We start from the raw sequence: 21,484 nt of genomic DNA, 5'->3' as shown, positions 1-21,484 counted from the left end.
CCCCCGTTTCCACTGACTTTGAAATAAAAAAGGCATAAAAAAAGAAACGTTGGTCTCTTTCAAAAAATCGGGATACCAACGTTTTTATTTTTAAGTTTGCCAATGCAAATTTAGTTTTACTACGCTACGTATAACCTGAAATGGATTTTTTAGTCCGCCATAACTGTAATATCAATTTCCGCTTCTTCCAAAATTTTTCTAGATAATTCATCTGGGTATTGGCCTTTGTGAACAATGCGCTTGATGCCTGCATTGACAAGCATTTTAGCACAAATTACACAAGGCTGAAGGGTTATGTATATAGTTGCCCCTTCCGTTGATATCCCCAACTTTGCTGCCTGTATAATGGCATTTTGCTCCGCATGCAAAGCACGACAAAGTTCATGGCGTTGCCCTGATGGAATCCCCAGTCTCTCTCTTTCGCATCCGCCCAATTCCGTACAGTGCTTCAAGCCAGAAGGCGCACCGTTATATCCCGTAGTAATAATGCGGTTGTCCTTCACTATAACCGCTCCAACCTCCCTACGCAAACAGGTTGATCTGGTCTTTACGATCTCCGCAATCTGCATAAAATACTCGTCCCAACTCGCTCTCACCGTTATCATTCCCCCTACCATTATTTCTACAAAAATATCATATCTACTGTTTTTTGTCAAAAACATTTCCACTAAAAAAAGCCTTTTTACCCGTAAATATTCCTTCAGCAAACAAAGGTTTTTTTTCAAATTTCCAGGTAAAAAGGCAGTACACATCAAACAAAAGAGATAGAATGGACTGATTGTTTGGTCCTTCTAAAAAACTGAAATTCTGATTCTTCCAAAAAAACTGCATTGAAATCAATTTTTTCTGTTTTGATTCCAAGATTATCCGAATCAAATCCAATTAAATAATCAGGTTCATTTTCTTAGCCTCAAATTCTAACTCTTCTCTAAATTGAGGGGCAGCAAGGGAAATAATCATTTTGGCTCTATCACTTGCCGTTTGACCTTTCAAACGAACAATGTTGTTTTCTGTTACTAAGAAGTCAACTTCATTTTTTGTTGTTGTCACGATAGAACCAGGTGTTAAAGTAGGCTTAATTTTAGAAATTGTGCCACCCTTCGTCGTTGAAGTCATAGCAATAAAGCCCTTACCGCCCTTTGATAGGTTAGCACCACGTACAAAATCAACCTGTCCACCGGAGCCGCTGTAATGCTTTGTCCCTAGACTTTCTGCACATACCTGACCAAATAAATCAATTTCAATACAAGCATTTACAGAAACAAAGTTATCATGCTGACCAATGATATAAGGATTGTTTGTATAATCAACAGGATGCATTTCAAAAGCAGGGTTATCATTCATAAAATCATACATTTTCTGAGTGCCCCAAGCCAAGGTAGCAATGGTCTTGCCCACGTTAATTGGCTTTTTCATGTTTGTAACAGCACCGCATTCAATTAGGTCTACCATACTATCCGTTAGCATTTCTGTGTGAATACCTAAGTCGGTTTTATCTTTCAAAAGAACACCAACTGCATTAGGAATTCCGCCGATACCCAACTGCAATGTTGCACCATTGGGCACTTCGTCAGCAATCATCTGCCCAATTTTTCTATCTACATCTGTCAAGGGTGCGTTAGGTAAAATTGATAGAGGTCTAGATGATTCACAAAGGGCTGTAACCTGAGAAATGTGAATCTGGTTATTACCCAAAGCACGGGGCATTTTATCGTTTACATCCAAAAGTATAACTTTTGCTTTGTCACGCATAGCAACAACCTCTGCACCAGCCATTGCACAACTAAAATAGCCATGTTGATCCATGGGAGAAACCTCAGCATAAAATACGTCTAATCTAGGCTGAACATCTCTCCAGTAACCAGGGATTGTGCTATAATTATTGGGAATATAGGTATAGTGCCCTTCCTGAATACCTTTTCTGCCCGCACCGCCAGTAAACCAAGAAACGTAGTCGTATTTGCCCTTTAATTCTTCATGATTCATGAATGGTCCACCCTTGACAGATAGGGTCTGGTGATGAATCACGCCTGTTAACTCACCATTTCTTGCTCTTTGTGCGACAGCCTCACAAATTGCGGTAGGTTCCTCTAGCCCTGTGGGGCAAGCACAAATATCCCCAGATTTCACAAATTTTGCTACTTCTTCAGGGCTCATTTTTTTCGCAAGATACATTTCCTGAAACTTATTCATATTATCTCACCTTTCTTCTTCAAATTCCCTATTCCATCTGGCAATATGCACAACTTAATGGCGCAATATGCCAATCTTTGAATACAAAATACTATCTATCTCCCGTATTTTAGCACAAATCAATGATACTCGTAAAGGTAAAATGCATCATGTTTTTCAAATTATACACCGTTCTAGCAATTGTTCCCACTTAAAACCACCAAGTTTTATTTTTTAATCTCAATGAACTTATTGTTAACAGAATATTTTGTAAACATATTTTAAGTAAAACCATGAATTTAACGAGAAATTCAAACCTTTCTAGATACTTATGAATACTTTTTTTATGTCATACAACGTTCCTTCCGCATTACAAGCATCCTAAAAAGTAAACCTTCAGTGTCGGAATATTTTTCCCAATGACTCTTTTCACCACAAAATATTTTTCCCAATAGGGCTACAACTACCCTGTGGTATATATTCAACCCCTTTATTATGAAGTAAACGATTCATGTTATTCAGATCCATCCGATACACCTTACATTTTTTTGACTCAGTTGTCCATGAAAGATTTAATTAAAACAAAGGCATTTCTAATTCCCCCTTCTTCACCTAATGCTTTTTTGAACCACTGGCTTTAGCAAGGTTTTTTTGTTTATAAAAAAATACTTTTCACACAACGTGAAAAGTATTTGTAAAATCACCCATTTTCCTTCCAGCTGCCAAGTTTACGAAATCTTTCGTATCTTTTTTCACTGATTTCAGGGGATAAAGTGTAAATTTCCTTTAAGTCTCCCCTGATGATTTCCTTGAGCTCTAAACACATATCATCAAAGGCGGAAAAATTTTCAGCAATTATTCGCTCTGCAACACCAAATCGTTTCATATCTTCAGCGGTGATACATAGGCATCTAGCCGCCTCAGCTGAAGCCTCTGGCGATGCTTCCCCCCATAAAATACTTGCACAGCCTTCTGGTGATATAACAGAGAAAACTGCGTTCTCCAGCATATATACTTTACTTGCAACCGACAGCCCTAAGGCACCGCCGCTCCCCCCTTCACCAATTACAATGGTGATAATAGGTACCTTAATTGCCATCATTTCCATGAGGTTATCAGCGATTGCTTGCCCTTGGCCTCTTTCCTCTGCTTCCTCGCCACAAAAGGCTCCTGCAGTATCTACAAAACAAATGATAGGCCGCTGGAATTTTTCAGCTTGCTTCATCAAACGTAATGCTTTACGGTATCCTTCAGGCATAGGGCTACCAAAGTTGCACTGGATGCGTTCTTCTAGATTTCTGCCCCGTTCAATTCCTATAAAAGTAACTGGCATTCCCCCCAGCATACCAATGCCGCCAATAATGGCTCTATCATCAGCAAATTTTCTGTCCCCATGAAACTCCGTTCTGTCTGCGAACATTTTTTCAATATACGCCCTTGTGGTAGGACGGTTTTGCGCCCTTGCGGCTATGACTCTTTCGTAAGGAGATAGGGTATTTTCCCTAACCTGCTGTACCTCTTGTTTTAACAAGGCATCCACTAAGGCGGCGCTATGTTCTCTTTGCCCATGTTGACGCAATAATGTGGCAAGGGTAGCTCTCATTTCAGTCCTAGGCACAATTGCATCTACAAACCCATGCTCAAGTAAAAACTCTGCCTTTTGAAAATCATCAGGGAGCTTCTTTTTTGTGGTCTGCTCAATCACTCGGCGGCCTGCAAATCCAATGGTTGCATTGGGCTCCGATAAAATAATGTCCCCCAGCATTGCAAAGCTTGCGGTTACTCCTCCCGTGGTTGGGTCAGTCAATACTGTGATGTATAAACCCCCACGCTTGCTATGGTAATCCACAGCACCACTTACCTTGGCCATTTGCATTAAGGAGAGGATTCCTTCCTGCATTCTAGCACCACCTGAACAGGTGAAGCCAACAACGGGTAATTTTTCTTCTGCTGCATATTCAAATAGTCTGGCTAATTTTTCACCAACAACAGAGCCCATACTGCCCATCATAAACTGGGGCTCCATTACGAATAACGCACATTCCTGCCCCCGAAAAGAGGCACGACCGCATAACACCGCCTCGTCTTCTCCTGAGCCCATTTTGCCGCTCTCAAGCTTAACTTCATACCCGGGAAACTCAAGGGGATCATTGGTAGATAGTTCCGTAATCAATTCCTGAAAACTCCCTTTGTCACAAAGGGCTTTAATCCTAATTCTTGCTCCGATTCGGAAATGGTTTCCGCAGGATGGGCAGACCATTTTATTTTTAGCAATTCTCCGCTTTGTCTCGGTGGATTTACAAACGGGACAGCGCATTTTTTCTTCTACAATAGGGGTAATGCCCCCTTTTTCTAAATCGTTTTTAGATTTGCGGAATAACCCCACAATGTTATGCAAGTCAATCACTTCCTTCCGCTAAAATACTTGGCAATATCAGCGTATCATACGCTCCCTGCCAAAAAGCCTTGCTCCGAATTAGCTTTAGCTGATCCTCAATATTCGTTTCAACACCCTGAATAACCATTTCACATAAAGCTGTTTCCATCTTACGAATCGCATCTTCTCTGGTGTTTGCAAACACAATTAACTTCCCTAGCATAGAGTCATAAAAAGGCACAACCTCACATTCTTGAACCAAAGCAGTGTCAAAATGAACTCTTGCGCCTCCTGGAATATGCAAGAAATGAATTTTTCCTGTGGATCTTGCGTTAATCCGACACTCAATAGAGTGACCTTTTAATTGAATATCCTCCTGCACAAAATCCAGTGGGATCTGACAAGCAATACGAATCTGCCATTTTACAATATCAATTCCACTAATTTCTTCGGTTATAGGATGCTCCACCTGCAAACGAGTGTTCATTTCAATAAAATAGAATTCACCATTTGGTGCCAATAAAAATTCAACTGTTCCAGCATTGGTGTAGTTTGCAGCCTTTGCTGCCTGAATGGCTGCGGCCATCATCTTGCTTCGGATGTCCTCTGTCATCACAGGGCTTGGCGTTTCCTCTAGCACCTTTTGCTTATTTAGCTGCAAAGAACAATCTCTTTCTCCCAAGCACACCATATTACCAAAACTATCGGCCAAAATTTGCATCTCCACATGGCGCACATGAGTCAAATATTTTTCTAAGAACACCTGGCCATTGCCAAAGGCACTCTGTGCCTCAGCGGAGGCTGTTAGAAATGCGTTTTCCAATTCTTCTCTGGAAGACACCACCCGAATCCCTTTTCCACCGCCACCAGCTGTTGCTTTTACCAACAATGGAAATCCTATTTCCTCGGCCAAAATCTTAGCCTCTTTAACATCTTTTAAAATTTCAGTTCCCGGAACAACAGGCACGCCAATCTCTTTCATTAGTCTGCGGGCATGATCCTTGTCGCCCATGCTTTCCATAACCTCGCTTTTTGGCCCGATAAAGACAATTCCATTTGCCTCGCACAACGCCGCAAACTCAGCATTTTCTGAAAGAAATCCATACCCTGGATGAATTGCACCAGCATTACAAGCCAAAGCAGCACTTAATATATTTTTTTGGTTTAGGTAGCTTTCTGTTGCACTTTTTCCGCCAATACAAATTCTTTCATCTGCCAAAGCCACAGGTAAAGAATTGCGATCTGCCTCAGAGTAAACAGCAACGGTTTCGATTCCCATTTCTTTGCAAGCCCGAATGATTCGTACGGCAACTTCCCCTCGATTTGCTACGAGAATTTTTGTAAACATTATCTCAGCTCTCCTTTATCAATGCAAAAGAGAATTCTGCACTAACACATAATTTTCCGTTCACGAAGCCTTTTCCTTCGGCCCAATAAAAAACACCCTTGTGTTTGATTAACTTACATTGTGTTTCTAAAGTATCTCCGGGACGCACGCTATTTTTAAAGCGTACCTTGTCAAGCCCAGTAAAGAAGGGCGTTGTGCTTTCATTTCCTTCCGAAAGCAAAACACACGCAGACTGACCTAAAATTTCGCAAAGGATAACACCAGGCACAACCGGATTATCTGGAAAATGGCCATTCAAAAACCATTCATCCCCTGTAATTGTTTTTTTACCATAAGCAATGCCATCTTTTAGTTTCGCCTCATCGATCAAAAGCATTGAATCCCTATGAGGTAAAATCTTTTTGATTTCTTCCTGATTCATGTTATGCCTCCTCGCGAATGCGAACCAATACCTGACCAAACTCAACAATCTGGCCATTATCCACAGAAATTTCTACAATCTCTCCATCCTTTTCAGCCTCAATGGTATTGAACATTTTCATCGATTCTACGATGCAAACAGGGCTGCCTTTTTTCACCCTATCCCCCACCTTAACATATGGAGACGACCCTACTTGTGGCGCTAAATAAACAGTGCCCACCAAGGGGGATTTCTGCTCATATGCAGCCATCGTTTCTCTCACTGTTTCTCTTTCTTCCATTGTAATTGTAGTTTCCTCTACAAAAACTTGGGTTTCTTTGGCTTCTTCTTGTAAAACAACCTTTCCTCCTGCCGCTTCTAATACAAGGCGAACTTCACCTTCTGTTAAATCCAGCTTAGTTAGTTGATTCTGTTTTAATATTTTAGCCAATTCAGCAATTTTTTTGGTTTCCATAGTCATCAATCCTTTATTTTTTTAAATGCCACACAGGCGTTGTGCCCGCCAAAGCCTAAGGATGTAGAAAGGGCACCTTCTAACGATGCTTCTACTGCAATGTTGGGTGTATAATCCAAGTCACAAGATGGATCCTGTTCTTTTAAATTAATGGTAGGAGGTACAACTCCATTTCTGATTGCCAATATGGCTGCAATTGCTTCAACCGCACCTGCAGCACCCAGCATATGCCCTGTCATTGACTTAGTAGAGCTGATATGAAGTTCTTTTGCATCCTCACCAAAAGCATTACGGATAGCCAATGTTTCAATTTTGTCATTCATTGGTGTTCCTGTGCCATGGGCATTATAATAAATCTGCTGTGGCTCAATGCCTTCTAAACCTTTGGCTGCATCCTTAATTGCCTTTGCACTAGCCTTTGCCTCAGGTGATGGCGCTGTCACATGGTGCGCATCGCAAGTAGAGCCATATCCTACCACCTCGGCATAGATCTTTGAGCCCCTTGCTTTTGCATGTTCATATTCTTCTAAAATCAAAGTACCTGCGCCCTCGCCCATAATAAAGCCGCCTCTTCTGCTATCAAATGGTAGAGAAGCAGCATTTGGGTCCTCCGATGGGCTTAAAGCCATGCAACTACCAAACCCGGCAACTGCCAAAGGTACAATAGAAGCCTCTGTACCACCACAAATAGCCGCTGTGGTATAGCCATGTAAAATAGCGCGGTAAGCCTCACCAATTGCAGTGGTTCCTGTGGCACAAGCAGTGGTCACTGACACGCAAGCACCTTCTGCACCATAACGAATGGCAATATTTCCTGCTGCAATGTTGCTAATCATTTTTGGAATAAACAAGGGGGAAATTTTCTTTGCCCCCTTTTCTGTCAGTGTTGTAGAACTTTCACAGAAGGTTTCAAAACCGCCGATGCCAGAGCCAAAGTATACCGACATCTCTTCTTTATCAACAGTTCCATCCAGCCCGCTATCTTCCATTGCCTGGGCAGTTGCAGCCATAGCATACACACAAAAGCGGTCCAACTTCTTTGCCGCTAATTTGTCCATGTATAAAGTCGCATCAAAATCTTTTATCTCTGCTGCCAAAGTATATTTACTTTCAGAAACATCATATCTAGTAATGGTCGAAATACCATTTTGACCCTCTATCAATCCCTTCCAAAAGTCTTCCACTGTATTTCCAATGGGGGTAACTGCCCCTAATCCTGTCACAACAACTCTTCTCATATGAACCTCCTACATTGCCATTCCGCCGTCGATACGAATCACCTCACCGGTAATATAATCCGACGCATCTGAAGCAAGAAATAAAACCAATTTTGCAACATCCTCTGCCTGACCAAAGCGTTTCATTGGAATTGCATTTTTTATATCCTCATTCCCAGTGAAAGTTTCTGTCATATCTGTTGCGATAAACCCAGGGGCAATGGCATTACAACAAACACCACGAGATGCCAATTCCTTGGCCACCGATTTTGTTAAGCCCACCAGACCTGCCTTTGAAGCAGAATAATTTGCCTGCCCTGCATTACCCATCAGGCCCGAAACAGAACTTATGTTGATAATTTTGCCGCTTTTTTGTTTTAAGAAAAGGGGATATACACTCTTAATCGTATAAAAGGCACCCTTTAAGTTTGTATCCACCACGCTATCAAAGTCTTCAACTTTCATCATGGGGATTAATTTATCCTTTGTAATTCCAGCATTATTCACCAATATATGAATACCACCAAAGTCGGAAACAATCTGTTTTATAACCCCAGCAACCTGCGCCGCATCAGCCACGTTGCACTGATATCCCTTCGCCTTAATTCCCATACCCTCTAAGGTATTTTGGGTTTCTTCAGCTTTTTGGGTGTTTCCTGCATATAAAAAAGCAATATTTGCTCCATTTTTCCCCAACAATTTGCAAATAGCGGCACCGATTCCTCTAGAACCGCCAGTCACTACTGCTACTTTTCCTTCGAGCATATAAAATCCTCCTCTTTAATTTTCTGCACTTCTTCCATAGAAGAAACAGAATATACCTTACTTTCTGGTAAGATACGAGAAATCAGTTTTTTCAATGTGTTACCTACCCCTACTTCAATAAAGGTATCAAAACCATCTGCCGCCATTTGTTCAATACTCTCCTGCCAACGCAGGGCATTGTCAATCTGGGGTGCCATCCACGCCCGAACATCATCTTCGTAGGGCTTTGCCATATAATTTGAGTACACTGGAATCTCAGGCTTCTGAACCTGGTATTCCGCCAAAACTTGGGCAAAATCTTTTGCCGCTTCTTTCATAAAAGGGGAATGGAAACCGCCACCAACTGCAACGGGCATTCCTCTGCCGCCAGCCTCTCGAATTGCTAAAGAGAAAGCCTCCATTTCTTCTTTTTTACCTGCAACCACCAACTGCCCTGGGCCATTGTAATTCACAGGATAAACGTTTTCAAATTTTTCACATATTTCTTCCACCTGGGCATTGTCCAGCTTCATCACTGCTACCATTGAACCCGGATTTTTTTCAGCCTCCCTAGCCATAATTTTTCCCCTAAAACAAGCTAGGCGAAAACCATCCAAATAATCATAGGCACCTGCAAAAGCTAGGGCAGGAATTTCACCCAGGGAGAACCCAGCCACACCATCGGGGATAATCCCCTCTCCTTTTAACGCCAATGCTGCCGCCAAATCTGCCAAATACAAACAAGGCTGTGTATTTTCTGTATTCTTTAATTCCTCGTCCGTACCAAAAAAACATTGGTTTAGAGTATTGGGGCGAATTTCCTCCGCCCCCTGGAATAACTTTTGAATATTTTCTTTTGTATCATAGAAGCTTTTGCCCATGCCAGCCTTTTGTGCGCCTTGGCCGGAGAAAACGAATGCTACTTTACCCATTGTGAGCCTCCTTTTAACAAAGCTTCTGCTTCTGTTGCAATCTCTTGCAAAATTTCAGCTGCAGGTTGCGCTTTCTTTACCATTCCAGAAATTTGTCCCGCTAAGAAACAGCCTTCTTTGGTATTGCCCTCTACGGCTGCCTTTCTTAATGCTCCTACACCCAACTCTGCTACCATTTCCGCTGTAGTTTCGGGTGCATATTCTTTTTTCAAAAATTCTCGGCTAAAGTTATTTTTCAAGCAACGGCAGGTGTTTCCACCAAATCTTCTACCTGTTGTAGTTGTTGATATATCACTTGCCTTTAAAACCAACTCTTTATAATTAGGATGAACGGAACACTCCTCAGCCAGTAGGAATCTGGTGCCCATTTGCACCCCAACGGCACCCAGCATAAATGCTGCTGCAATTCCTCTGCCATCACCAATACCCCCTGCTGCCAATACAGGAATTTTTATAGCGTCACAAACTTGAGGAATTAATGGCATTGTACTCATATCCCCAATGTGACCGCCAGATTCGCCCCCTTCAGCTATTACAGCCGTTGCCCCCGCCTTTTCCATCATTTTTGCTGCAGCAACAGAAGCCGCAACAGGAATCACTTTAATTCCCGCCTCGTTCCACATTGGCATAAATTTTGTTGGGATACCAGCTCCTGTTGTTACAACAGAAACCTTTTCGTCCACAACAATTTTAGCTACTTCTTCCACATGTGGGCTCATCAGCATAATGTTTACTCCAAAGGGCTTATCTGTTAAACTCCGTGCAATCTGGATTTGTTCACGAAGGTAATCGCCACCGGCATTCATGGCGGAAATAATTCCTAATCCACCGCCGTTTGAAACTGCTGCTGCCAACTTGCCATCAGCAATCCAAGCCATACCGCCCTGAAAAATGGGATATTCAATTCCTAACATAGAACAGATGGGTGAAAGGATCATTCTGCCCTCCTCCTCTCTTACTGCAATTTGCTTTCGATCAGTGCTACTAAGTCGCCTACGGCATTTACTTTGTTTTCACCTAATTCGATTTCTGTGCCAAACTCTTCTTCAACATTCATCAAAAGTTCCATAACATCTAAAGAGTCGATACCCAAAGTTTCAAACTTTGTGTCCATTTTAATTTCACTTACTTCACATTCCAATTTTTCTGCCAACATTGCTGCAACTTTTTCAAATACCATGATTTTAATCTCCTTTTTTTGTCCAATTAAACTTTTTTTATATATGAAGCCTTGCGGCGTTCATTACCATCTTAAAATACAGGTTGCACTTGCCAATCCCCCGCCAAAAGCAGGTAGCAATAACAAATCGCCTTTTTCTAACATCCCTTTTCGGTTCATCTCATCCAATGCAATAGGGATACTTGCAGAAGAAGTGTTACCATATCTATCAATATTCACATAAAATTTTTCTTGCGGAACCCTCAGCTTTACGCTGGCGAAATCAATAATTCTTTTGTTTGCCTGATGAGGAACAATATATTTGATATCATCAAAGGTAAGTCCGTTTCTTTCCAAAAGCTGTGTTGTGTCATTGCAAATTGCATTTACTGCAAATTTGAATGTTTCCTGACCTGCCATATGGATAAAGGGCTTTTTCTGTGTCCCTTTATAAAAAGGTGACTTTCCAATGTCTTGAGGGATGTCAATTACGTCTGAACCACCCTTAACATCAAAAATAGAGTCTACATAGGAGTCCCCTTCCCCCAAAACGACTGCCCCTGCACCATCGGCAAAAATAACACAGGTTCCTCTATCATCCCAGTCCAAAATACGGCTCAAACGCTCTGCGCCAACTACCAAAACCTTTTTCGCCTTGCCCCTTGCAAAAAAACCTGCCGCCGTTTCCAGCATAAAAACAAAAGCAGAACATGCCGCACTAACATCCATAGTCATGCAAGAAACACCTAAATGTTTTTGAATCATACAGGAAACAGAGGGAGAAATAGATTCCCCACTTATACTGGCAGCCAAAATCAAATCTAATTCTTCCGCCTTTACACCACTATTCTCCAGTGCAGCCAAAGCCGCCTGATACCCCATCACATCTGTCGTTTCGTTTATGCTAAAATGTCTTTGCTTTACGCCAACCCTTTGCATTACCCATTCATCATTGGTATCAACATATTTTGATATATCTTCATTAGTCACAATATTGGGGGGCACATACATCCCCGTTCCAAGCACATTAAAACTCATATTTTAATCCTCCGAACTGCTTTCTTTTGTGTTATGCAAACTTAGTACCAAAAAAAAAGAAAAAGGTTACAAAAAAAATATTTTTTTTTTGTAACCTTTTTCTGAAAAATAAAAATTGGGTAACAAAGCCCCTCATATCAATGCTTCTGGCTATTATTAGAATTTTTTAATTATTCTATTTTTTTGCAACAAGCAGCATCTCAGTCTTCCCGAACACGCATTAAAAGCATGATTAACGCACATAAAGATGCACTTACATAACCTAATACCGCTGCAACAGTCCATAAACGACGAATGCGCATTTGCTTGGCTAGCTCATTATAATTCCCGTTAGACATAAAATGAAAACTTTGTGATGCTGGAGTTGTAATTCCATATTGCCTATAAAACTCCCTACACCTTTTGCACTGTCTTAAATGCTCCTTCACTGCTGATTGGCTAGTTTTGCTAGCCTCTCCATCATGATACAAAGCCACAAGATCCATTACAATATCACAATTCAAACTCATGCTTCAACACCTCCAAAAGCATTTTCTTCGCCCTAAAATAAATAACCTTCGCAGAATTCTCGCTAATTTTTAAAGCTAAAGCAATTTGAGCGAATGATAATTCAGCATAAATTCGTAATAATACAACATCACGATATTTTTTGGGTATGCCCTCAACAATACCCCTCACTGCTTCCTCTACATCTTTTCTTCGCATATGCTCCTCGGGATCATTGCATCCTGCACAATATGTGTTAACAACTAACTCTAAGTTAGCTGAATCTAAATCCAATTTATTTTTTTTCAAATACTTAAAATACACATGCTTTCCAATGGAAGCAAGCCAGGTAAATAACTCACACTCTCCACGGAATCTGTGAAAGGATGTATAGGCTTGTAAAAATGTTTCCTGCGTCAGATCCTCTGCCAAATCCCCATCGGCACAAAGCCGATATAAAAAGCAATATACCTTGTCATAATACTCTGTATAAAGGGCTTCGAAGGATTTCAATCCATCACCTTCTCTCAATTGAATCATATTTTTCCCATGATACCATAGCCCCATAGAAAAATCTATACCCTAATCGTGGTTGATACTCCATGCTTTTTTCCAAAACTACTTTTTTTCGTCAAATATATTCATATTATTAAAAAATAATTTTTTTCTCAATATCCCTTCCTTGGGCAAACATTTTTAATAGTTCTTCCGCCTCATCCATGTAATCCCCCAAATCCATTTCACCATCAAACCCATAAAAAACCATAAGAATCTCCTTGGTTTTATTTGTAATCATTGCTCTAGTATTGTCGCTAGTGGGGTTACCAAAAGGGCCTATCTCATCAAATAAAGCTGGTAAAAATTCTATATTTAAAACATCCTTGCCAATACCCTGATATGCTGTTCCTTGAGGGGCACGAGCCCATAAAATTTCTCCTCTCAATTCTTCCAAGTCGTATGTGCCCATGGAATACCCAGATTTTATTGAGAGATAATTGTTGATATCCACGACATTATTAATATAATACAATCCACGTTCCTTTGCAATTCTGCGGCACATCGCCTCGGCCGAACAACGATAGCGGTTGGCATCCTTCCCCAAAGCCTTATACGCCTTTCTTGTGGCTTGGATTTTTTCCCTCTTGTTCGCCTGGGAGAGCTCAACCTCTGCCAGTTCAGCAATCTTACCATTCAGCAGTTCCAAGAATGATGGGTCATCTTCCTTCACAACCACCTGGCATTGCAATGCTCCCAAAACTGCCTCGACACATCGTTCTTTTAAGCTATCATCTATCGATATATTTCGCATAATGGTTATCTCCTTTTCAATTTCCTTCTCTATAACAGATTACGACAAAATAATTTCTTGTCAAGGGGAAAAGGAGAAACCCATCCTTTCAAAAAACATTATTCAACCATTCCCATAGACATAAAAATTGTGCTATGATAAAAAGAAAAGGAGTGGACAACTTCATGACTCTCATGCAGCTGGAATACATAATGGAAATATACCAATGTGGCTCTATGAATAAAGCAGCACAAAACCTATTTGTCTCCCAATCCGCAATTTCCACTGCCATAAAAGAGCTGGAAGATGAGTTAGGAATAACCATTTTTGTGCGTAGTAATCGTGGCATTTCCCTTACAGAAGAGGGCCAAGAATTTATTTCAAAAGTCCACCTCCTTTTACAGCAAGCCAAAGAAGTAAAACTTTTTTATTCAGGCAAAAATACCCAAGAAATTTCTCGCCTGTCCATTTCCACCCAACGCTATCCTTTTTGTGCAAAAGCATTTGTAGAATTTTTAAAAAATCAAAATGACCCAAACTTTCGTTTTGGGTTTAAAGAATGTCCCATGGGTAAAGTTATTGAGGAGGTCCAAACTGGCAAGAGTGACCTGGGGATTATTTTCCTTTCAGATATCACCCAAGTTTTTTTAAGCAAATTATTTCACTCAAAAAACCTTGTATTTCATGAAATGAAAAGACTTCGCCCCCATGTTTTCATGAATAAAGACCACCCTTTGGCACAACAAAAGGAGATCCCATTCAGTGAATTAAAAAAATATCCCTTTGTTGTTTTTTCTAAAAAAGATGAAAGCTCTTTAAACTTTTCAGAAGAAGCGGTTTTAAGCCAAACCATTGATTATAAGCAGATCATTTATGTGAATGATAGAGCTACTGCCTATAATATCATCTCCCACACTACTGCGATCTCCACGGGCAGCGGTGTTTTACCCGATGGCTATTACGACCCCCGCATATCTGCCATTCCCATTGCTTCACCCGTTTGTGATATGCAAATTGGATGGATTTCAAGAAAAGGGGAACTCCTTTCTCAAAAAGCGAAAGAATTTGTTTCCATTTTAGAAGATCAAATAAAAAAATATTAAATTAAACGGTCGCCGTTTTTACGGCGACCGTCTATATGAGAGCAGGTAGGAAAAAAGCTTTTTAATTTCCATTACTAAAAAGATAATTTTTTAGTGAGGATTTTACTTTTCTTGAAAGGTAAATGCTTATTCTTTCAAAATTAAGCATTTCGTTATCTATTTCCTTCTTCATTTAAATTTTTGCAAAACCCGATTTTAGATCTTGAATAATATCCTCTACATTTTCCAAGCCAACAGATAAACGAATTAACCCAGCAGAGATACCAGCAGCCTTCAAATCTTCCTCGCCGTAGGTAGAATGAGTCATAGAAGCAGGATGCTCAATTAAAGTTTCGGCATCTCCTAAAGAAACAGCAACTGTCGCCAAGGACAAGCTGTTTACAAACTTCATTCCAGCTTCCTTACCGCCCTTAACTTCAAAGGAAATCATAGCCCCAAAATCATCCATTTGTTTTTTTGCAATTTCGTGGCCAACATGGCTTTCTAAGCCAGGGTAATAAACCTTTTCCACCTTTTCATGGCTAGCTAAGAATTCGGCCACTATTCTTGCATTGGCACAATGTCTCTGCATACGAATTTCTAGGGTTTTAAGCCCTCTTAAAATTAAGAACGACTCAAAGGGGCCAAGCACTGCTCCAGTCATATCCTTAATACCAAACATTTTAACTTGCTGAATAAAAGCAGACTTACCTACAACAAAACCAGCAATTACATCGCCATGTCCATTTAAATATTTTGTTGCAGAATGAACCACAACATCAGCACCTAACTCCAAAGGTCTTTGCAAATAAGGTGATGCAAACGTATTATCACACACAACCATAATCTCAGGGTTATAGCTGTGGGCAATTTTGGAAATTTCAGCAATGTCAGAAATCTTTAAATTGGGATTGGCAGGTGTTTCTAAATAAACGCAAACTGTATTTTCCTTTAAATTTGATTTGACTGCTTCTAGATCAGAAGTATCAATAAAGGAAACCTCTACACCATAACGGGTTAAGCCATGATTGAACAAAGCAAATGTACATCCATACAGGGTTTCATCAGCCAAAACGTGCTTACCAGCACTGGCAATACTCCATAAGCAAGAAGAAATAGCACCCATACCACTAGAAGCAGCTGCACATGCCTCCCCACATTCTAAGGCGGCAACCTTATCTTCTAAAACGGTAGTTGTGGGATTCCCCAAGCGAGTATAAATATATCCTTCTTCCTGACCTGCAAAACGACGTCCCCCTTGTTCGCAGTTTTCAAAAAAGAATGTAGACGTTTGATAAATAGGCATTGTCAAAGCCCCATATTGTTTGTCTTTAACATTCCCAGCGTGAATAGCCTTTGTACCAAAACCACCGTTTGTATGAGCCATATATAACACTCCTTTTCCCTTATAATTTTTCCATTTATTGGTATGATAAGTATAGCATATATAAACAGTCTCCCGTTATTATACCTTTTTTATACTCGGTTATCTGAAAAACCGATAACAATGTATTATCGACCAAAGCCCTTGAATTTCAACAAAAAAACAGTTATCATAATTCTTGATGAAAAGAAAAGGAGAGAAGTATTATGGAAGAAAAAGCACTGATTGTATCTTGCGTAGAATATTATAGCTTTTTGAAAAATATCCCCGCAAATAAAGTTTTCCAATCCTTTCAACAAGCCTCTATTATAGCTATGATTTTAGAAAGCAATCAAAATTTTCCAGACATGGATTTAGGCTTTTATGCAGGTATGATCGATGGAATAATTGCCATGGAGAGCGATGCCGATGAAAATGATTATGCACATTACAAGGAGCGTACTGCTGTAATTTCTCAGGTTGTGTCAATGCTGGCAAAGAAGCATCATTTAGACCCTGTGGAAGCCTGCCAAATGTACTATGCATCACATACAGGGGAAATGGTATCTGAGGATAGTACTGGCTATTATCAAAAAATTCCATCTGATATTTTAGCCTTGGTTGAGGCAGAATAAACTTTTTGCATGAACCACTTATAGAAACTTAAAAAAGCCCTATTTACCCCAATACTTTTACTGGTTAAATAGGGCTTTTTATTTATTTTATTATCTAAAATCAGAGGACAAGGAAACAGTCCAAACCTTATACAGAAAAATCCTAAAATACATCATAAAATTGCAATGGCACGAATAGGTGCACCATCAGAATTTTCAAATTTCAAAGGCAACGCAACAAGTAAAAACTCCTGCTGGCCAATCAAATCCAAATTACAAAGGTTTTCCATGATTACTATATTTTCATTGGCTAACATAAAATGATGTAATTTTAGCTCAAGGTCGGCAATAGGATCTAAACCGATATTGTCCAAACCAATTCCCTTTTTATTATTATCTACAATATAAGCAGCAACCTCTTTAGAAATCACCGGGTATTCTCCGAAATACTCCTCTTGTCCCCAATATTCTTCCCATCCCGTTTGAAAAATAATAAATTCTGCCCCATCTACTCGTTCTTTGTTACGTTGGATATAAGTAATATCGATCGTTCCTCCAGGGCCAACATCCCTGGCATCAATAATGCAGGCTTTTCCCACAAACGCTGATACATCCTTCTTATCTAGCGAAATTTTTTCAGGAAAAATATGATGGGGTGCATCCATGTGCGTACCAGTATGGGAATACATTTGTAGTAGGGTTTCTTTAAACCCACTTTCTTCATATGTGTTTGCAATGGTCAAACTTGGTCCCTCTGTTCCAGGATAGACTGGTATTGTATTAGAAATTGTGCGTGTCAAATCTATTACTCTCATTCTTTCAACCCTCTCTATGTTTTTCAAATTATGTAATCCATCCAATATATGGTATTGTATCATAGTTTGCTTATTCAAAAAAGAGATATCCTGTAAAGATATCCCTTTTCATGTTATTATTTGATTCCTTTAAACCGAATAAAATGCCTTGCTCACAACTCTAAAGCCTTGCTTTGAACAAAAAGGTTTCTTTTCATAAAATAATATACAATGCCAAAGACATCAGCCAATGCCCAACCTATGGGAACCGCCCACCAAATGCCAACTATCCCTATTGTAGAGACGGAAGAAAGAATATAAGCAAGTAAAACACGACTCCCTAAGGAAATGATCGTTAACACAATAGACATCTGTGATTTGCCAATGCCTCTATATAAACCATATAGTAAAAAGAGAATACCAATTCCAACGTAGCTAGCGCCGACAATATGTAAATATTGAATACCTATTTGAATGGTATCAACTTCCGTTGCATCAATGAATATCAACATGAGTGGTTCTGCAAAAAAACACACAAAAGCCGAAACCAAAATGCAGAACCCTGCAGAAATCATCATAGAAATTTTAGTTCCAATTTTAATTCTATCCAATTTATTGGCACCATAGTTTTGGGCAACAAATGTAGCAAATGCATTTCCAAAATCCTGAGCAGGCATATAGGATAGTGCATCTATCTTTACTACAACTGCAAAAGCTGCGCTTGCTGCAAAACCAAAACTGTTGACAAGACCTTGCACCATCAAAATGCCAAGGTTCATGATGGATTGTTGCACGGCTGTTAATGTTGAGTTATGAATCACAAGTCCTATGAGGGACTTATCAAAGTGCATATTACTTTTGTTAGGGCAGATATCCTTTCCTTTTAAAACAAAATAAATGGTAATTAAAATTGCCGATAAACCTTGGGCAATTACAGTTGCTAGGGCCGCCCCTGCAACACCCATATCAAAATAAATAATAAACAAAATATCCAGCACAATATTGGTCACAGCGGCAACTGCTAGAAATGCCAAAGGCATCAATGTGTTGCCAATGCTTCGTAGCACAGATGAGACAAAATTAAAGATGGCAACAAAAATCATCCCCCCAAAAATTATCTTTAAATATTGTTCCGTAAAAGAGATAGCCTCAACTGGAATATTTATCCAAATAATAAATTTATCTAACAGTATGTAGGCCAAAACATTGATTACCGCCGAAATAATGACAATAAAAACAAAAGCATTAAAAATACTTGTTTTCATACTTTCATTCTTTTTTGCCCCATAAAGCTGCGCAAAAACCACACCACTCCCCATGCATAAACCCAAAACAATAGAGGTAAGCAGCACCATAAGCGAATAGGAAGACCCCACAGCAGCAAGTGCAGTGGAACCAATGGTTTTACCCACAATTAACGTATCCACAACATTGTACATTTGTTGCAGAAGGTTCCCTAAAATCATCGGCATACTAAAAACAATTAGAGATTTGCCGATTTTTCCCGTTGTCAAATCATACTTCAAATTCTCTCTCCTATCTATGATCATTTCAGTTCAAAAGCGAACTAAATACTTCTTGTTATATAAAAACGACGAGAAAAGTAAACTTTTCCCATCGTTTTGTTTCTCGATGCGACAGGATTCGAACCTGCGACCTCGGCGTCCCGAACGCCGCGCTCTACCAAACTGAGCCACGCATCGATTTCTGAAATAATTATATTCTGCCCTTTTTTTCCAATAATGTCAAGTCAGATTGGATGTTTATGCTCCCAAATGATTAGCAACTCATGGCAATCAATAAAAAGAGTAGGGGTTTCCCCCTACCCTAAGCCATCCGTATCCATTTTAATGAAAACTCGAAAAAATATTTCTTTATGATGCCATTTTTCTAAGGGTCAACGTTGTTAAAACCTAGGGAAACCATGTTCAGCATAGAAAAAGCATTATTCTGCCGTTTCTGCTGCTTCTACTGCTTTCATAATTTCCTGATTGATGTGAATCGCCAACTCATCCAGCTGTTTTTGATCAACAACATTTGGTGCATCTGTCATTGGGCAAGATGCATCCTTAACCTTTGGGAAGGCAATAACATCACGGATGCTAGTAGCGCCACACATCAACATGATGATACGGTCCAAACCAAAAGCAAGACCACCATGTGGAGGTACACCATATTTAAATGCATCTAACAAGAAACCAAATCTTTCTTGTGCATCCTCCTGACTGAAGCCCAATAACTCAAACATCTTTTGCTGAACATCTCTGCGGTGAATTCTGATAGAACCTCCGCCCAATTCATAGCCATTTAATACAATATCATATGCCTTGGCCCGAACCTTACCAGGGTCTGTTTCCAGTAGCGTCAAATCTTCATCCATAGGTGCTGTAAATGGGTGATGAACTGCCACGAATCTGCCCGCTTCTTCATCCCATTCCAACATAGGGAATTCAGTAATCCAAAGGAAACTATAATCGTCAGACTTTGTCAACTCTAACATCTTAGAAAGCTCTAAACGTAATGCACCCAAAGAATCAAATACAACCTTGTCCTGATCGGCACAAATTAAAATTAAGTCACCTGGCTTGCCGTCCATTTTATCCACAATCTCTTGCAATTTTTCTTCTGTAAAGAATTTTGCAATCTGAGATTTTAAAGTTCCATCCTCGTTTACAACAATCCAAGCCAATCCCTTTGCACGATATGTTTTTACAAACTCAACCAAACTGTCAATTTTCTTTCTCGGGAAAGAGCCACAATCCTTTGCATTTATTGCTCTAACGCTACCGCCTGCCTCTAATGCGGTTTTAAACACAACAAAATCTGTACCAGCGACCACCTCTGAAATATTTACCAACTCCATGCCAAAACGAATGTCTGGTTTGTCAGAACCAAAGCGTTCCATGGCCTCTTTGTAAGTCATCCTCTTTAGTGGCAATGGAATCTCTAAATTTAAAACATCTTTAAATACCTTCTGCATCATTCTTTCGTTTACATCCATGATATCTTCAACGTCAACGAAAGAAAGTTCCATATCAACCTGTGTAAATTCAGGCTGACGATCCGCTCTTAAATCCTCATCACGAAAACATTTTGCCACCTGATAATAACGGTCCATACCTGATACCATTAATAACTGCTTGTACAGCTGGGGTGACTGTGGCAAACCATAAAAATTACCAGGGTGCACGCGGCTAGGAACCAAGTAGTCTCTTGCACCCTCAGGTGTACTTTTGCCCAAAATCGGTGTTTCAATTTCTAAGAAATTCTCCTGATCTAAGAAATTTCTCATAACTTGCACTACCTTGTGTCTCAAAAGCAAATTGTTCAACTGGCTACGACGACGTAAATCCAAATAGCGATATTTTAATCTTAGGTCATCCTTCACCGTTATATTATCTTCAATCTGGAATGGTGTTGTCTCTGACTCAGAAAGAATACGAATTTCAGAAGCAATAATTTCAATTGTTCCTGTTTTCATATTAGGGTTGATGTTGCCTTCGGTTCTCGGAGCAACTTGACCCTTTACAGCCAAAACAAATTCACTTCTAACGCCTTCTGCTTTAGCAAATAAATCTTTTTCAGCAACATTACCATCAATAGCAATTTGAACCAAACCTGTTTTATCTCTTAACGCAATAAAAATCAATTGTCCAAGGTCACGGCGACGCTGAACCCAGCCCATAACCGTTACTTCCTTCCCAATCATGCTTTCATTCACTTCACAACACATACAGCTTCTTTTTAAGCCTGTTAATGCTTCGCCCATTTTTGATGTCTCCTTCAAATACTAATTTTCTTTATCTATCATACCATTTTTCCCAAAAAAGTAAAGTTTTCCTGAAAAGTTTCATGTTCTTTTCTCCCCTTTTACTAAGAATTCATGATTATGGGTTTTACCCTTTCTTGAGTAGTTTCCTTTTTTATACAAGTATGATATAATGTTAACAGAAATAAGAATAAAATTTGCTTTTCTTCTAAATCCTACGTTCACA

At 39.8% G+C, this 21,484-nt stretch carries 21 protein-coding genes and 1 tRNA gene; 2 read left to right on the top strand and 20 right to left on the bottom strand.

Features of this window, described 5'->3' with window-relative positions; translation table 11 throughout:
• Nucleotides 1–149: 149 nt before the first annotated feature.
• From ABVZ64_RS06550 to ABVZ64_RS06480, 15 genes are all read right to left on the bottom strand, one after another.
• Complete coding sequence (locus tag ABVZ64_RS06550) at nucleotides 150–596, bottom strand: deoxycytidylate deaminase (RefSeq protein WP_352400229.1); 447 nt, start codon at nucleotides 594–596, stop codon at nucleotides 150–152.
• Between the two features lie 286 nt (nucleotides 597–882).
• On the bottom strand, nucleotides 883–2,193 hold the full coding sequence (locus ABVZ64_RS06545; RefSeq protein ID WP_352400228.1) for an acetyl-CoA hydrolase/transferase family protein: 1,311 nt from the start codon (nucleotides 2,191–2,193) through the stop codon (nucleotides 883–885).
• 679 nt (nucleotides 2,194–2,872) lie between these two features.
• Entirely contained in the window at nucleotides 2,873–4,570 is a 1,698-nt protein-coding gene (gene accD, locus ABVZ64_RS06540) for an acetyl-CoA carboxylase, carboxyltransferase subunit beta (protein WP_352400227.1), read from the bottom strand.
• Between the two features lies 1 nt (nucleotide 4,571).
• On the bottom strand, nucleotides 4,572–5,897 hold the full coding sequence (locus ABVZ64_RS06535; protein WP_352400226.1) for an acetyl-CoA carboxylase biotin carboxylase subunit: 1,326 nt from the start codon (nucleotides 5,895–5,897) through the stop codon (nucleotides 4,572–4,574).
• A gap of 4 nt (nucleotides 5,898–5,901) precedes the next feature.
• On the bottom strand, nucleotides 5,902–6,318 hold the full coding sequence (gene fabZ, locus ABVZ64_RS06530) for a 3-hydroxyacyl-ACP dehydratase FabZ (RefSeq protein WP_352400225.1): 417 nt from the start codon (nucleotides 6,316–6,318) through the stop codon (nucleotides 5,902–5,904).
• A 1-nt stretch (nucleotide 6,319) separates the two neighbouring features.
• Nucleotides 6,320–6,772 (bottom strand): acetyl-CoA carboxylase biotin carboxyl carrier protein, encoded by a 453-nt coding sequence (accB, locus tag ABVZ64_RS06525; protein WP_352400224.1) that lies wholly within the window; start codon nucleotides 6,770–6,772, stop codon nucleotides 6,320–6,322.
• A gap of 5 nt (nucleotides 6,773–6,777) precedes the next feature.
• Nucleotides 6,778–8,010: a beta-ketoacyl-ACP synthase II gene (fabF, locus tag ABVZ64_RS06520; protein WP_352400223.1), complete on the bottom strand. Its 1,233-nt coding sequence runs from the start codon at nucleotides 8,008–8,010 to the stop codon at nucleotides 6,778–6,780.
• A gap of 9 nt (nucleotides 8,011–8,019) precedes the next feature.
• Nucleotides 8,020–8,754, bottom strand: a complete 735-nt coding sequence (fabG, locus tag ABVZ64_RS06515; protein ID WP_352400222.1) for a 3-oxoacyl-[acyl-carrier-protein] reductase — start codon at nucleotides 8,752–8,754, stop codon at nucleotides 8,020–8,022.
• On the bottom strand, nucleotides 8,736–9,665 hold the full coding sequence (gene fabD / locus ABVZ64_RS06510; protein ID WP_352400221.1) for an ACP S-malonyltransferase: 930 nt from the start codon (nucleotides 9,663–9,665) through the stop codon (nucleotides 8,736–8,738). Before fabD ends, fabG begins: the two co-directional genes overlap by 19 nt.
• A complete protein-coding gene (locus ABVZ64_RS06505) occupies nucleotides 9,653–10,600 on the bottom strand; it encodes a nitronate monooxygenase (protein ID WP_502892584.1) in 948 nt (315 codons plus the stop codon). The genes fabD and ABVZ64_RS06505 overlap by 13 nt, the downstream gene beginning before the upstream one ends.
• A gap of 20 nt (nucleotides 10,601–10,620) precedes the next feature.
• Nucleotides 10,621–10,845 (bottom strand): acyl carrier protein, encoded by a 225-nt coding sequence (locus tag ABVZ64_RS06500; RefSeq protein ID WP_313529993.1) that lies wholly within the window; start codon nucleotides 10,843–10,845, stop codon nucleotides 10,621–10,623.
• Between the two features lie 63 nt (nucleotides 10,846–10,908).
• Complete coding sequence (locus tag ABVZ64_RS06495) at nucleotides 10,909–11,862, bottom strand: beta-ketoacyl-ACP synthase III (RefSeq protein ID WP_352400219.1); 954 nt, start codon at nucleotides 11,860–11,862, stop codon at nucleotides 10,909–10,911.
• Nucleotides 11,863–12,062: 200 nt separating this feature from the next.
• Entirely contained in the window at nucleotides 12,063–12,371 is a 309-nt protein-coding gene (locus ABVZ64_RS06490; RefSeq protein WP_352400218.1) for a zf-HC2 domain-containing protein, read from the bottom strand.
• A complete protein-coding gene (locus ABVZ64_RS06485) occupies nucleotides 12,355–12,888 on the bottom strand; it encodes an RNA polymerase sigma factor (protein WP_352400217.1) in 534 nt (177 codons plus the stop codon). The genes ABVZ64_RS06490 and ABVZ64_RS06485 overlap by 17 nt, the downstream gene beginning before the upstream one ends.
• A 109-nt stretch (nucleotides 12,889–12,997) precedes the next feature.
• The gene (locus tag ABVZ64_RS06480; protein ID WP_352400216.1) at nucleotides 12,998–13,657 is read right to left on the bottom strand and encodes a B3/B4 domain-containing protein; all 660 of its coding nucleotides are present in this window, start codon (nucleotides 13,655–13,657) and stop codon (nucleotides 12,998–13,000) included.
• A gap of 164 nt (nucleotides 13,658–13,821) precedes the next feature.
• Here ABVZ64_RS06480 and ABVZ64_RS06475 point away from each other — a divergent pair, with 164 nt between their 5' ends.
• A complete protein-coding gene (locus tag ABVZ64_RS06475; protein ID WP_352400215.1) occupies nucleotides 13,822–14,739 on the top strand; it encodes a LysR family transcriptional regulator in 918 nt (305 codons plus the stop codon).
• Nucleotides 14,740–14,911: 172 nt separating this feature from the next.
• Here ABVZ64_RS06475 and megL read toward each other — a convergent pair whose 3' ends face one another.
• Complete coding sequence (gene megL, locus ABVZ64_RS06470) at nucleotides 14,912–16,105, bottom strand: methionine gamma-lyase (protein ID WP_352400214.1); 1,194 nt, start codon at nucleotides 16,103–16,105, stop codon at nucleotides 14,912–14,914.
• 203 nt (nucleotides 16,106–16,308) lie between these two features.
• Between megL and ABVZ64_RS06465 the strand changes: the two genes are divergently transcribed.
• Nucleotides 16,309–16,716, top strand: a complete 408-nt coding sequence (locus ABVZ64_RS06465; RefSeq protein WP_352400213.1) for a hypothetical protein — start codon at nucleotides 16,309–16,311, stop codon at nucleotides 16,714–16,716.
• 152 nt (nucleotides 16,717–16,868) lie between these two features.
• Here ABVZ64_RS06465 and ABVZ64_RS06460 read toward each other — a convergent pair whose 3' ends face one another.
• The 4 genes from ABVZ64_RS06460 to aspS form a co-directional block, all read right to left on the bottom strand.
• The gene (locus ABVZ64_RS06460) at nucleotides 16,869–17,510 is read right to left on the bottom strand and encodes a cyclase family protein (protein ID WP_352400212.1); all 642 of its coding nucleotides are present in this window, start codon (nucleotides 17,508–17,510) and stop codon (nucleotides 16,869–16,871) included.
• A gap of 152 nt (nucleotides 17,511–17,662) precedes the next feature.
• Complete coding sequence (locus tag ABVZ64_RS06455) at nucleotides 17,663–19,015, bottom strand: MATE family efflux transporter (protein WP_352400211.1); 1,353 nt, start codon at nucleotides 19,013–19,015, stop codon at nucleotides 17,663–17,665.
• A 103-nt stretch (nucleotides 19,016–19,118) separates the two neighbouring features.
• Nucleotides 19,119–19,192 (bottom strand) — tRNA-Pro (locus ABVZ64_RS06450).
• A 242-nt stretch (nucleotides 19,193–19,434) separates the two neighbouring features.
• Entirely contained in the window at nucleotides 19,435–21,258 is a 1,824-nt protein-coding gene (aspS, locus tag ABVZ64_RS06445; protein WP_352400210.1) for an aspartate--tRNA ligase, read from the bottom strand.
• Nucleotides 21,259–21,484: the final 226 nt, after the last annotated feature.

This window comes from Anaerotignum sp. (assembly GCF_040307045.1).
GTDB lineage: Bacteria > Bacillota > Clostridia > Lachnospirales > Anaerotignaceae > Chakrabartyella.
Note: the sequence above shows the minus strand (reverse complement) of the source record. Positions and strands in the feature narration are given on the sequence as shown.